This is a genomic window from Stenotrophomonas sp. NPDC077659 (assembly GCF_050268705.1).
Lineage (GTDB): Bacteria > Pseudomonadota > Gammaproteobacteria > Xanthomonadales > Xanthomonadaceae > Stenotrophomonas.
The window spans coordinates 1-12,484 of sequence record NZ_JBNNHG010000116.1 but is presented as its reverse complement, the minus strand read 5'-3'; the positions used below and the strand labels follow the sequence as shown (position 1 = coordinate 12,484).

The 12,484-nt window shown below is 66.9% G+C and carries 9 protein-coding genes, 3 tRNA genes and 1 pseudogene; 5 read left to right on the top strand and 8 right to left on the bottom strand.

The window, feature by feature from the left end:
- Positions 1-56: 56 nt before the first annotated feature.
- The 3 genes and pseudogenes from rlmB to rnr form a co-directional block, all read right to left on the bottom strand.
- Positions 57-659: pseudogene (rlmB, locus tag ACQKDV_RS14790) on the bottom strand (23S rRNA (guanosine(2251)-2'-O)-methyltransferase RlmB); the annotation flags it as partial.
- 95 nt (positions 660-754) lie between these two features.
- On the bottom strand, positions 755-1,237 hold the full coding sequence (locus ACQKDV_RS14785; RefSeq protein ID WP_427784667.1) for a GFA family protein: 483 nt from the start codon (positions 1,235-1,237) through the stop codon (positions 755-757).
- Between the two features lie 132 nt (positions 1,238-1,369).
- Positions 1,370-3,835, bottom strand: a complete 2,466-nt coding sequence (rnr, locus tag ACQKDV_RS14780) for a ribonuclease R (protein WP_427784665.1) — start codon at positions 3,833-3,835, stop codon at positions 1,370-1,372.
- Between the two features lie 128 nt (positions 3,836-3,963).
- On the opposite strand from rnr, the gene ACQKDV_RS14775 reads away from it, so the two are divergent.
- Both ACQKDV_RS14775 and ACQKDV_RS14770 read left to right on the top strand, forming a co-directional pair.
- Positions 3,964-4,048: transfer RNA gene (locus ACQKDV_RS14775), tRNA-Leu, on the top strand.
- A gap of 151 nt (positions 4,049-4,199) precedes the next feature.
- Positions 4,200-4,286, top strand: a tRNA-Leu gene (locus ACQKDV_RS14770).
- 138 nt (positions 4,287-4,424) lie between these two features.
- Here ACQKDV_RS14770 and ACQKDV_RS14765 read toward each other — a convergent pair.
- Positions 4,425-5,171: a sulfite exporter TauE/SafE family protein gene (locus ACQKDV_RS14765; protein WP_427784664.1), complete on the bottom strand. Its 747-nt coding sequence runs from the start codon at positions 5,169-5,171 to the stop codon at positions 4,425-4,427.
- Between the two features lie 97 nt (positions 5,172-5,268).
- Between ACQKDV_RS14765 and ACQKDV_RS14760 the strand changes: the two genes are divergently transcribed.
- Together ACQKDV_RS14760 and ACQKDV_RS14755 are read left to right on the top strand one after the other, a co-directional pair.
- Positions 5,269-6,168, top strand: coding sequence for a LysR family transcriptional regulator (locus tag ACQKDV_RS14760; protein ID WP_427784662.1), 900 nt, complete (start codon positions 5,269-5,271; stop codon positions 6,166-6,168).
- Positions 6,169-6,218: 50 nt separating this feature from the next.
- Positions 6,219-6,305: transfer RNA gene (locus ACQKDV_RS14755), tRNA-Leu, on the top strand.
- A gap of 203 nt (positions 6,306-6,508) precedes the next feature.
- Here ACQKDV_RS14755 and emrB read toward each other — a convergent pair.
- From emrB to ACQKDV_RS14735, 4 genes are read right to left on the bottom strand one after another with little or no spacing between them, the layout of a single operon-like run.
- Entirely contained in the window at positions 6,509-8,095 is a 1,587-nt protein-coding gene (gene emrB / locus ACQKDV_RS14750; protein WP_427784660.1) for a multidrug efflux MFS transporter permease subunit EmrB, read from the bottom strand.
- Positions 8,096-8,102: 7 nt separating this feature from the next.
- Positions 8,103-9,275 carry a multidrug efflux MFS transporter periplasmic adaptor subunit EmrA gene (gene emrA, locus ACQKDV_RS14745; protein ID WP_427784659.1) on the bottom strand — a complete coding sequence of 391 codons (1,173 nt, stop codon included), beginning with the start codon at positions 9,273-9,275 and terminating at the stop codon, positions 8,103-8,105.
- Positions 9,276-9,286: 11 nt separating this feature from the next.
- Positions 9,287-10,780, bottom strand: a complete 1,494-nt coding sequence (gene emrC, locus ACQKDV_RS14740) for a multidrug efflux transporter outer membrane subunit EmrC (RefSeq protein WP_427784657.1) — start codon at positions 10,778-10,780, stop codon at positions 9,287-9,289.
- Positions 10,777-11,220, bottom strand: a complete 444-nt coding sequence (locus tag ACQKDV_RS14735; protein WP_427784655.1) for a MarR family winged helix-turn-helix transcriptional regulator — start codon at positions 11,218-11,220, stop codon at positions 10,777-10,779. Before ACQKDV_RS14735 ends, emrC begins: the two co-directional genes overlap by 4 nt.
- Positions 11,221-11,364: 144 nt before the next feature.
- Between ACQKDV_RS14735 and ACQKDV_RS14730 the strand changes: the two genes are divergently transcribed.
- Entirely contained in the window at positions 11,365-12,273 is a 909-nt protein-coding gene (locus ACQKDV_RS14730) for a helix-turn-helix domain-containing protein (RefSeq protein WP_427784653.1), read from the top strand.
- The last annotated feature ends 211 nt before the right edge of the window (positions 12,274-12,484 follow it).

The following is a 12,484-nucleotide window of genomic DNA, read 5'->3' as shown; positions in this document are numbered from 1 at the left end:
TCATTATAGGGGCTTTTCAGAGGCCGTCAACAGTTTTTCACATTTGTGTTCACGGCGCCACCCAGCACCAAGGCGATGTTGCCCTTCAGGTCCAGCTGGTACAGCGAGGCGGTGGCTTCACCGGCCAGGCCGTAGATCCACACGCCCTGCTTCTGCAGGTCCTTCAGGCAGCGCGACAGGTTGGTCACCGCCACCACCGGGATGAGATCGGCCGCACCGGCCGAGGTCTTGCGCACGGTGGCGTTCACCGTGGCCGACTTGTCCTTGGGAATGATGACCGCGGTGGCACCGGCTGCGGCGGCCGAACGCAGGCAGGCACCCAGGTTGTGCGGGTCCTGCACCTCGTCCAGCACCAGCAGCAGGGCCTTGCCCTCGGCGGCGGTGACCAGGCCTTCCAGCTCGTTCTCGCTGTAGGTGCGGGCCGCGGCATAGCGCGCGGCCACGCCCTGGTGGCGCACCGAACCGCCGACACCGTCCAGTGCCTGGCTGTTGACCTTGCGCACGTCGATGCCCTTGCGGCGGGCGTTTTCTTCGATTTCGACCAGGCGCAGGTTCTTCGCACCGGCCTCGACCAGCACTTCGCGGACGTTGTCGGCGTCGTTCTCGATGGAGGAGGCGACGGCGTTGACGCCGACGATCCACTGGCTGTTCTTGCTCATGCGGGGGCCGAACCGGAAAGGGGGTGGCTATGGTAGAGCATCGGCGGCGGCGGCGCTTCAAGGCAGCCGAGCATGGGCTCGGCTCTACACAAACCTCAACGGGTGCGCGGCGGCCAGTGCGGGGTGTCGTGATCGGGGTGCTGGTGGGACACGATCGTGGCCAGGAATTCCAGCGCCGCCGCGTCATCCTCGGTGCGCCTGCCCGGCAGCTGGTTCAGGCCATCAACGAACGGCAGCTTGCGCTCCATGCCGTACTGCAGGGTGGGCGGCAGACGCTCGGGTTCGTCGAAGGCACCGGCGGCCACCGCCATCCCGTCCGGGGCCTCATAGGTCAGCGGGGTGCCGCAGTCACCGCAGAAACCGCGGCGGACCACATTGGACGACTGGAAGTAGCGCGGCTGGCCGCGGGTCCAGCTGAACTGCGCGCCGCGTACCGACACCAGAGGGGCATAGTAGGCACCGAAGGCCTTCTGGCACATCCGGCAATGGCAGATCGAGCTGTCGGTGAGGGCGCCGCGCGCCTCGAAGCGGATGGCGCCACACTGGCAGCCGCCGCGGTACTCGGGTTGGCCTTGCATGGTGGGTTCCTCCATCGCGTCGTGCCACCTGCCGGGTGGGTGAACCGGTAGTGCCGGCCGCTGGCCGGCAACCACCGGGTGCCGATGTCGCCTGGAATGCCGGCCAGCGGCCGGCACTACCGGGTCGGTCAATCAATATGACTTCTTGGTCCGCTTGGCCGGCTTGCCGCGTTCGGGCAGCGGCGGCAGGCCATCCCCCTCGTCTTCGCCCTTGTGCTCGACCAGGCGGAAGTCGATCTTGCGCTCTTCCATGCTGGCCTTCAGCACCAGGATGCGCACGCGGTCACCCAGCCGGTAGCTGGTGCCGCGACGTTCACCGGTCAGCGTCTTGCGGGTGGCGTCGAACTTGTAATAGTCCTGGGGCAGCTGGGTCACGTGGACCAGGCCCTGCACCTTGGAATCATCCAGTTCCACGAACAGGCCGAAGCTGGTCACACCGCTGATCACCCCGTCGAACTGGCCGCCGACGTGCTTTTCCATCCACGCGGCGCGGTAGCGCTCATCCACCTCGCGCTCGGCCTCGTCGGCACGGCGTTCGCGTTCGGAGCACTGCAGCGCCAGCGCGGCCATCTCGCGGGCAGTGTAGGTGAACTTGTCCAGCGGCTTGCCGGACAGCGCGTGCTTGATCGCGCGGTGCACCAGCAGATCGGGATAGCGGCGGATGGGCGAGGTGAAGTGCGCGTACGCCTCCAGCGCCAGGCCGAAGTGACCGTGGTTGTCCGGGCTGTAGATGGCCAGGCTCTGGCTGCGCAGCAGCACCGATTCCAGCAATGTGGCGTCGGGGCGGTCGCGGATCTTCTTCAGCAGCCTGGTGTAATCAACAGGGCGCACCTTCGACCACGGCGGCAGGCTGAGCTTGAATTCCTTGAGGAATTCCAGCAGATCGGCGTACTTGGTTTCCGGCGGCTTCTCATGGATGCGGTACGGGGCCGGCACGTGGCGCGACAGCAGGTACCTGGCCGCCTCCACGTTGGCCGCGATCATGCACTCCTCGATCAGCTTGTGCGCGTCGTTGCGCACCAGCATGCCGGCCTGGGTCACCTCGCCACGGTTGTCCAGCACGAAGCGTACTTCACTGCTTTCGAACTCGATGGCACCGCGCTTGGCACGCGCCTTGGCCAGCACCTTGTAAAGCTGATGCAGGCGCTGCACCTGTGGCAGCAGTTCACCCATCCACGCCTTGGTATCGGCATCGTCTTCCCCCACCGCCTTCCACACCTGGGTGTAGGTCAGGCGCGCGTGCGAGTTCATCACCGCTTCGTAGAAGCGCGAATGGGTGACCACGCCATCTCGGTCGATCTGCATGTCGCAGACGAAGCACATACGGTCGACCTTGGGCATCAGCGAGCAGATGCCGTTGGACAGCGTCTCCGGCAACATCGGTACCACAAAGCCCGGGAAATACACCGACGTGGCGCGCTTCTGCGCTTCCTCGTCCAGCGGCGTGCCGGGGCGCACGTAGTTGGAGACATCGGCAATCGCCACCACCAGGCGGAAGCCCTCGGCATTCGGTTCGCAGTACACCGCGTCATCGAAGTCCTTGGCATCCTCACCGTCGATGGTCACCAGCGGCGTGCTGCGCAGGTCGACGCGGTCGCCGATCATCGCCGGCTCGACCACCATCGGCACCGAGGCCGCTTCGTCCAGCACCTCCTGCGGGAACTCGAACGGAAGTTCGTGGCCGTGGATGGCAGTCTCCACCACCAGCGACGCCGTCAGCTTGTCGCCGAGTACCGCGATGATGCGACCGATCGGCGGGCGGCGGCTGTCCGGTGCCTGGGTCAGTTCGCACACCACCAGCTGGCCATCGCGCGCGCCACCGGTCTGGTCCGGCGGCACCTGCACGTTGCGCTGGATGCGCTTGTCATCGGGCACCACGTAATTGATGCCCATTTCAATGCTGAAGCGACCGATCAGGCGGGTCATGCCGCGCTCGAGGACGCGGGCGATGCTGCCTTCTCGGCGGCCACGGTGATCGATGCCGGTCACGCGGGCCAGCACCTTGTCGCCGTGCATCACCTTGCGCATTTCATACGGTGGCAGGAACAGATCGTCGCCGCCCTCGACCGGGCGCAGGAAGCCGAACCCTTCCGGGTTGGCGATCACCACGCCGGTGACGAGGTTCAAGGTCTGGATCGGCGCGAAGCCGCCGCGGCGGTTCTGCACCAGCTGGCCATCACGGACCATCGCGCCCAGTCGGCGCGACAGCGCCTCGGCACGGTCGGCCGCGGTCAGGCCCAGGCGCGCGCCCAGTTCCTCGGCGGTCTGCGGCCCTTCGCAGCGTTCCAGCAAGGCCAGGATGGCCTCGCGGCTGGCGATGGGCTGTTCGTACTTTTCGGCTTCGCGGGCGGCATAGGGATCATCGATCACCTTGCCGGTGGGCGGCAGCTTGCGGCCCGGGGCCGGGCCCGGTGCGGCGGCATCCGTGCCGCGACCCTTGCGGCCGCGTGGCGGTGCACCGCCTTCATTCAATTCGGGGAACCAGCCCGGTAACGGCTTGCCCGGCTTGGTGGTGCGGGCTGCGCCCGCCTTGGCGCCCTTGGTCGGGGCCTGGCTGCGGGACGTGCTCCCGCCCTTGCTTGGTTTTTTGGTAGTCATCGCCCTCCATGGTAGCCGCTGCGGGCGTGCAGAACCGGTCATCGACCGTCTTGAAGGCGTCGCGTGAAATATTTGCTGGAAGCCGTTGACAGCCTGCGGATTCATCTTCACAATTGCGCCTCTGGAACGCCCAGGTGGCGGAATTGGTAGACGCACTAGTTTCAGGTACTAGCGGGTAAAACCGTGGAGGTTCGAGTCCTCTCCTGGGCACCAACGAAAAAACTCCTCGCTTCGGCGGGGTTTTTTTTGCCTGTCATCCGGCAACGGGTCAGAGCCCGTTCCACACGCGTAGCGGGATCCGCCCCCGGATCCAGAAAAGGTGTTGACACCCCCATAACAACACCCCATAATCTCGCTCCTCGACGCCCAGGTGGCGGAATTGGTAGACGCACTAGCTTCAGGTGCTAGCGGGGGCAACTTCGTGGAGGTTCGAGTCCTCTCCTGGGCACCATGTCGAGAAAGAAAACAACCCGCGCAAGCGGGTTTTTTCTTGCCTGCGATCCAGGCGGCGTAGCGTCGACCTTGCTCGACTGATCCTCACAGCAGTCGAGCATGGCTCGACTCTACAAAAGCCAGTGGCAAACGCCCTTCAGAACAGCGGCCGCAGAATCAGCTCAAGCCCGAGCAGCAGCAGAAACCCAAGGAAACACGCGCGGAACACCCGTGCACTGATGCGCTGCCGGATCACCTGCCCCAGCCACATGCCCAGCAGCGCCGGCAGCACTGCCAACGCACTCAGCCCCAGCTGCTGCACGCCAAAGGCACCGTGGATCACCAAGCCGGTGGTCAACGAAATGGTCGACACGGTGAACGCCAGCCCCAGCGCCTGCACCAGCTCCTCGCGCTGCATGCCCAGCGACTGCAGGTACGGCACGGCCGGCATCACGAACACACCGGTGGCGCCGGTCACCACGCCGGATATCGCACCCACCAGCGGCCCCAGCCAGCGCTCGCGCTGCGGCGGCACGCGGAACACCGGTGCCAGCAGCGCGTACAGCGTATACACCACCAGCGCCACGCCCAGCGCCACGCGCGACCAGGTGCGATCCACCCGCACCAGCAGCGCGGCCGCGCCCAGCGTGACCACCATCACCGCCAGCATCATCGGCCACAGCCGCCGCACGGTAGGGCCCAGCGAGGGGCCGGACAGCAGTTGCCACGCATTGGTGACGAAAGTGGGAATGAACAGCATCGACGCGGCCGCCACCGGCGACAGCGCACCGCCGAGCAGGCCCATCGCCACCGTCGGCAGACCCATGCCGGTCACGCCCTTGACCACGCCGGCCAGCACGAACACCACCACCAGCAACCCATAGAAGTACATCGCCTCGTTCATGCCGCCATTGGACCCGGCGCCGCACGGGCGCACAATGCGGTCTTGCCGCCACAGCCTTCGGAAAAGCCGAAGGCAGGCCCCGACCGGAGCACCTCACATGCGGATGGATATCGCCGACCTGCGTCTGTTCCTTGCCGTGGCCGATGCCGGCAGCATCACCGCAGGCGCCGCCCAGGCCAATCTCGCTCTCGCCTCGGCCAGTGAACGCGTGCGCGCGATTGAAGCGGATGCGGGCACCGCCCTGCTCAACCGGCACCCGCGCGGGGTCAGCCTGACCGAAGCGGGGGCCGCCCTCGCCCACCATGCGCGGCTGATCCTGCAGCAGCAAGCGCAGTTGCGCGGCGAGATGGAGGCCTTTGCCCACGGCGCACGCGGCACCCTGCATCTGTATGCCAACACTGCGGCACTGACCAACTACCTGCCGTCGCGGCTTGCGCCCTGGCTGGCACAGCGCCCGCGCCTGCACGTGGAGCTGCACGAACGCACCAGCACCGAGGTCGTGCGCGCGCTCAGCGCCGGCCAGGCCGAAGCGGGCATCATCAGCGATGCCGTGCCCGCCGAGGGCCTGCAACGGCAAGTCGTGTCCGAAGATCCGCTGGTGATGCTGCTGCCCGCCGGCCATCGCTTCGCTGCCCGGCGCTCGCTCGACTTCGTCGACGTGCTCGGCGAAACCTTCGTCGCGCTGGCCGATGGCAACGCGCTGCAGACCTACGTGGAAGAACTCGCGGGCAAGGCAGGCCGACGCCTGGACGTGCGCATCCGCATGAAGACCTTTGAAGGCCTGTGCACGATGGTCGGGCACGGAATCGGCGTTGGCATCGTGCCGCGCACGATCGCGCGGCAGCATCGGCGCAGCACGCACACCGTCGCGGTACCGCTTGCCGATGCCTGGGCGCAACGTCGGCTGTGCGCCTGTTTTGCCGACTGGACGCGGCTCTCACCGGCGATGCGCAGCCTGCTGCTGCACCTCGGCGTACCGACGCAGATAAAAGCGTGAAATGTTGTTGACACATCCTCTGCCGTCCCGCACAATTCGTCTCCTGAGTCGCCCAGGTGGCGGAATTGGTAGACGCACTAGCTTCAGGTGCTAGCGGGGGCAACTTCGTGGAGGTTCGAGTCCTCTTCTGGGCACCATGACTCAGCAAATGATCAAACCCGCGAAAGCGGGTTTTTTCATGTCCGGCGTTCGGGAATTACGCGGGTGCGGGATCCATCCACGCATGGCGTGGATCTACTGGACGAACCAACCCGCAGTAGATCCACGCCATGCGTGGATGCGCCACAAACAAAAACCCCGCCTTCCGGCGGGGTTTTGTTTTTCCATCAACACCGATCGATCAATGCCCGCCGGCGGAGGCCGCGCCTGCACCTGCACCGAAGGGCGGCTTGGCCAGCCACAGGAACGCGATGATCGCCAGGAACGTCCAGCCCAGCAGGTAGAAGATGTCGTTGAACGCCATCTGCGAGGCCTGGTGGTTGATCATGTTGTTGAGCACCGCCGCGCCATGCTGCAGGTCGCCCTGCCCCATCGCCACCACCTGATCCTGCATGCCCGGCTGGTAGGCCGAGATGTGTTCGGTCAGGTCGGCATGGTGCACCTGGGTACGGCGCGCCCACAGCCACGTGGTCAGCGACGCGGCGAAGCTGCCGCCCAGCGTACGCAGGAACGTGGCCAGGCCCGAACCCGCCGCGATCTCGCGACCATCCAGGTCCGACAGCAGGATCTGCAGCACCGGCATGAAGAACAGCGCTACGCCAATACCCATGATCAGCTGCACGCCGGCCACGTGCGCGTAGTCCACCTGCAGGTTGAAGTCCGAGCGCAGGAAGCTGGTGAACGACAGGAACACGAAGGCGAACGAGGCGATCATGCGCATGTCGAAGCGCGAGGCGTACTTGCCCACGAACGGCGTCATGATGACCGGCAGGATGCCGATCGGTGCCGTGGCCAGGCCCGCCCAGATGGCGGTGTAGCCCATGTCACGCTGCAGCCACTGCGGAATCAGCAGCGACACGCTGAAGAACGCCGCATAGGCCACCACCATCGCCAGCGTACCGGCGCGGAAGTTGCGGTGGCGGAACAGCTTCAGGTCGACGATGGGATCCTTGTCGGTCAGCTCCCAGATCAGGAACACCGCCAGGGCCACCACCGCGATGCAGGCCAGCACCACGATCTTCGTCGAGGAGAACCAGTCTTCGTCGTTGCCCAGGTCGAGCACCAGCTGCAGCGCGCCCACGCCGATCACCAGGGTGATCAGGCCGACGTAATCCATCTTCGGCTTTTCAATGTGCTCCGGGCGCCCCTTCAACTGGTTGCCCACCACCAGCGCAGCGAAAATGCCCAGCGGCACGTTGATCAGGAAGATCCATTCCCAGCTGTAGTTGTCGGTGATCCAGCCACCGAGGATGGGCCCGCAGATCGGCGCCACCACGGTGATCATCGCCAGCAGCGCCAGCGCCTGCCCACGTTTCTCGCGGGGATAGATCGACACCAGCAGCGATTGGGTGATCGGGTACATCGGACCGGCCACGAAGCCCTGCAGCGCACGCGACAGCACCAGCATGCCCATGCTCTGCGCCAGGCCGCACAGCAGCGAGGTGATGACGAACGCCAGGGTGGCCCAGATGAACAGCTTGCGTTCGCCGAAGCGACGGCTCAACCAGCCGGTCAGCGGCAGCGCGATGGCCGTGCTGACCGCGAACGAGGTGATGACCCAGGTCGCCTGCTGCGAGCTGGCGCCAAGGTTGCCGGCGATGGTCGGCAGCGAGACGTTGGCGATGGTGGTGTCGAGCACCTGCATGAACGAGGCCATCGCCAGGCCGACGGTGCACAGGGCCACGCTGGGCGGCAGGAACCCGGAGGCCGCACCCGGCGCCGCCGGTGCGCCCGGCGTGCCGGGCGCCGCTGGAGCTTGTGCGGACATGTCGACCTCAGCCCGCGTTCGCCGGCAGGTTGCCTTCGATGATCGTGTGGATCACCTCGTCGGCATCATGCAGCTGCTTTGCATACACATCGGTGTCGAACACCGTGCCCTTGGCAGCGGCGGTCGGCAGCACTTCGCCCTTCTGGTCGCGCAGGCTCACTTCGGCCTTCATAGACAGGCCGATGCGCAGCGGGTGGTCGGCCAGCTGCTTGGCATCGATGGCGATGCGCACCGGCACGCGCTGCACGATCTTGATCCAGTTGCCGCTGGCGTTCTGCGCCGGCAGCAGCGAGAACGCCGAACCGGTGCCCAGGCCCAGGCTCTGGATGCGGCCCTTGTACTTCACGTCACCGGCATACAGGTCCGACTTCAGCTCCACTTCCTGGCCCAGGCGCATGTGCCGCAGCTGGGTTTCCTTGAAGTTGGCTTCCACCCACATCTGCTCGGTCGGCACCACGGCCATCAGGGCATTGCCCGGCTGCACGCGCTGGCCCACCTGCACCGAACGACGGGCGACATAGCCGGTGACCGGCGCGACGATGCCGGCGCGGGCATTGTTGAGGAAGGCCTGGCGCAGCTGCGCGGCGGCGGCCAGCACGTCCGGCTGGGTGGCGATGACGGTGTCATCGACCAGCGCACGGTTGCGTTCGACGGTCTCGCGCGAACCGGCCACAGCGGCTTCGGCTGCGGCCAGTTCGTCACGGGCGTGGGCCAGTTCTTCGTTGGAAATGGCGCCGGTGGCGGCCAGGTCCTTGCGGCGGGCGAAATCGTCGCGCACGCGCTTCAGTGTCACCTGGCGGGCATTCAGGTCAGCCTGCGCGCCCTCCACGCTGCGGTACAGGCCGCGGGTCTGGCGCACGGTCTTGGCCAGGTTGGCCTCGGCCTGCTGCAGAGCGACGGTGGTATCGGCCGGGTCCAGCTGCACCAGCAGCTGGCCGCGCTCGACACGCATGCCGTCATCCACATTGATGGCAACCACGGTACCGGCCACCAGCGGGGTGATCTGCACCTGGTTGCCCTGTACATAGGCATCGTCGGTTTCTTCGAACCAGCGGCCGAACATGAAGTACCACAGCGCCAGTGCGGCAAGCAGCAGCACGACGATGACGAACAGGCCGCGCAGCAGGTTGCCGCGGCGATTGGAGGCGGCCGGGGCCGCGGTGTCTTGGGTCTGGCTCATGGCGTGGGTCTTCAGGAATGCGAGGAATCGGAATGGGAGGCGACCGGTGCGGCGTCGGCGTCACTGGGCTGGAAACCACCGCCCAGCGCCTTGCTCAGGCGCACCGAGGTCTGCACCTGCTGCGACTGCAGGCCGGCCAGCTGCTGCTGCGACTGCAGCAGGATGGACTGTGCGCTGAGCACGTCCAGGTAGCTGCCGATGCCGGCGCGGTACCGCTGCTGGGCCAGATCATGCGCTGCGCGGGCGGTGTCCACCGCCTGCTGCTGTGCCTGCGCCTGCTGCGCCAGCGAACGCACCGCGTTGACCTGGTCGGCTACGTCGCGCAGCGCGTCCAGCACGGCCTGGTTGTAGTTGGCCACTGCCAGGTCGTACTGCGCGTCGGTGTTGTCCAGGTTGGCGCGCAGCTTGCCGCCTTCGAAGATCGGCAGGCTCAGCGCCGGGCCGATGTAGGCGAAGGTGGAGCTGCTCTTCAGCAGGTCACCGACGTTCGGCGCAACCACGCCGGCCAGCGCGGTCAGGTTGAAGCTGGGATAGAACTTCGTCTTGGCAACCTTGATCTGCTTTTCGGCCGCTTCCACGCGCCAGCGCGCGGCGACGATATCCGGGCGACGGCCCAGCAGTTCGCTGGGCAGCACACCCGGCAGCTGCAGCGCCAGCGGATTCAGCGCCTGCGGGCGCTCGATCGACAGGCCACGGTCCGGGCCCTTGCCGACCAGCGCGGCCAACGCGGTGCGGGCGGCATCGATGCGCTGCTGCGCGGCCAGCAGCAGCTGCTGCGCGGCCGGCACGCGGGCTTCGGCCTGGCGCACCTGCAGGTCACTGTCGATGCCGGCGCTGCGGCGCTGGCGGGTCAGTTCCAGCGACTTCTGCGAGCGCGCCAGTTCTTCCTCGGCAACGTCGTTGAGCTGCCAGGCATAGGCCAGTTCCGTATAGGCCTGGGCAATGCCGGTGGACAGATTCAGGCGTGCGGCCTGTGCATCCACGGTGGCGGCATGGGCGCCGTCGACGGCCGCTTCCCAGGCAGCGCGCTTGCCGCCCCACAGGTCGATGCCGTAGCTGAAATCGAAGGCGACCTGGCTGCTGCCGCCGTAGCGGCCACCCAGCTCGTCACCGAGCATGGATTCGGGCAGGCGCAGGCCGGTGTAGCCACCGGACACCGACAGGCTGGGCAGGCGGTCAGCGCGCGCGGTGCCCACCTGCGACTGGGCCTGGCGCAGGCGCGCATCGGCTGCGTCCAGGCTCGGGTGGCCGGCAAGGCCTTCGGCGATGAGGACGTCAAGCTGGGTATCGCCCAGCGCCTTCCACCAGTCCTGCGCCGGGAAGCCGGTGGCGCTCAGGTCGCTATCGGCCAGGGTGCGTTCGCTGTGCAGGCTGTCCACGTCGAGCACGTGGCCCTGCGGGTTCAGGCCACGGCTGCTGGCGCAGGCGGCCAGGGCCAGGGCCAGCGCTGAAACCAGCAGCGCGCGCCCGGACCGGCGGAGAGTGGGATGCGGGATCGGGTTCATGGGGTCGTCAGGGAATCGCGGATTCGGGTCAGGAGGGACAACAGCAGCGTGCGTTCGTCGGCGGACAGATCACGCAGGGCGTCATCCATCACCGCGTCGCCGCGCTGCTGCAGGCGCGCCCACAGGGCACGGCCTTCATCGGTCAGTACGATCTGCAGGGCCCGCCGGTCCTGGCTGTGCGGCTCGCGCCGTACACATCCCAGGGCTTCCAGCTTGTCCAGCAGGCGGGTCACCGCACTGGGCACCTGGTCGATGGCCTGGGCCAGTTCGTTGGCGGTGCACGGCGCCATGCGGGCCAGCAGCTTCAGGCCGATGTAATGGGTGAAGCCGATGCCGAGGTCTTCCTCGGCCATGGACGCATCGAGCTGGCGGACCAGGCCGTCACGCACCTGGCGCAGCAACAGCCCGAAGCTGGGGGGATTGGAGGACGGACAGGTCATGGGGGAGCATTTTCTTCCAAAAAAAATATTTCTCAATGGAAATATTTGATCTGGCATCGAATGCTGTGTTGCAGCAACGGGCTCGATCAGTGAGGGCGCTACCTTAATGGCGTCCGGATCTGGCCCGGTAGTACAATCCAGCCAATGAATGTCACATTCCAGCCACCCCCGTCGGTCGTGACCGCCGGCGAACCGGGGCCGCCCACCCTGCTGCGCGAGGTCGCGCTGGACTGGTTCGAGCGCAATGACGGCCCGCCGGTCATCGGTTTCCGCTTCGACAGCCCGCAGGGCCTGGCCCGTGAAGTGGACTGGCACCACCACGCCCGCGCGCAGCTGATCTATGTCGAACGCGGCCTGCTGACCACCCGCACCTCGCACGGCACCTGGTCGCTGGCACCCGGCTCGGCTGGCTGGATGCCGCCGCGTGAACCGCACACGGTCAGCCTGGACGGGCCGATGCGCGGCTGGGGAATGGCCCTGGCCGCACCCGCCTGTACCGATCTGCCTTCCGACCCCTGCGTGCTGGGCCTGTCCAAGCTGGCCCAGGCCGTGGCCGAGCGCATCTGCGAATGGCCGCTGGACTACGCCCTCAGCGAGGACCGCGAGCACATCCTCAACGTCATGCGCGATGAGATCCGCACCGCACCGCGCCAGCGCATGCATCTGCCGATGCCGCGCGACCGCCGCCTGCTGAAGATCGCCTCACAGCTGCTGGCCGAGCCTTCCGACGAGCGGAGCCTGGCCGAATGGGCGCATTGGGCCGGGCTGTCGCCGCGCAGCCTGACCCGCCACTTCCGCGACGAGACCACCCTCAGCTTCGCCCAATGGCGGCAACAGGCCCGCCTGGCCGAGGCCCTGCGCCAGCTCAGCGAAGGCCGCGGGGTGGCCGACATCGCCCATGCCCTGGGCTTCAGCAGCGCCAGCGCCTTCGTCACCGTGTTCCGCCGCCACTTCGGTCTGCCGCCCGGGCGCTACCTGGCGCGGGTCGGCCATGGCCTGGAACCGGGGCTGGATCCGGCACGTGGCTTGGCATCCCCCGCCGCATCCGGATAATCAGCGTATTGAGAGCGCCGACCGCCGTCTTCGCCTCCCGACATAGGTAACAACGCCGCATGACCGAACCTGCCCGCCCCGTGTTCCACGGTTTCGAACAACTGCCGCTGCGCGAGTACGCCGAACGCGCCTACCTCGACTACTCGATGTACGTGGTGCTCGACCGCCTCGTCCAGAAGCACCGTGCACGGCACCTCGTCCGTGCTACCCG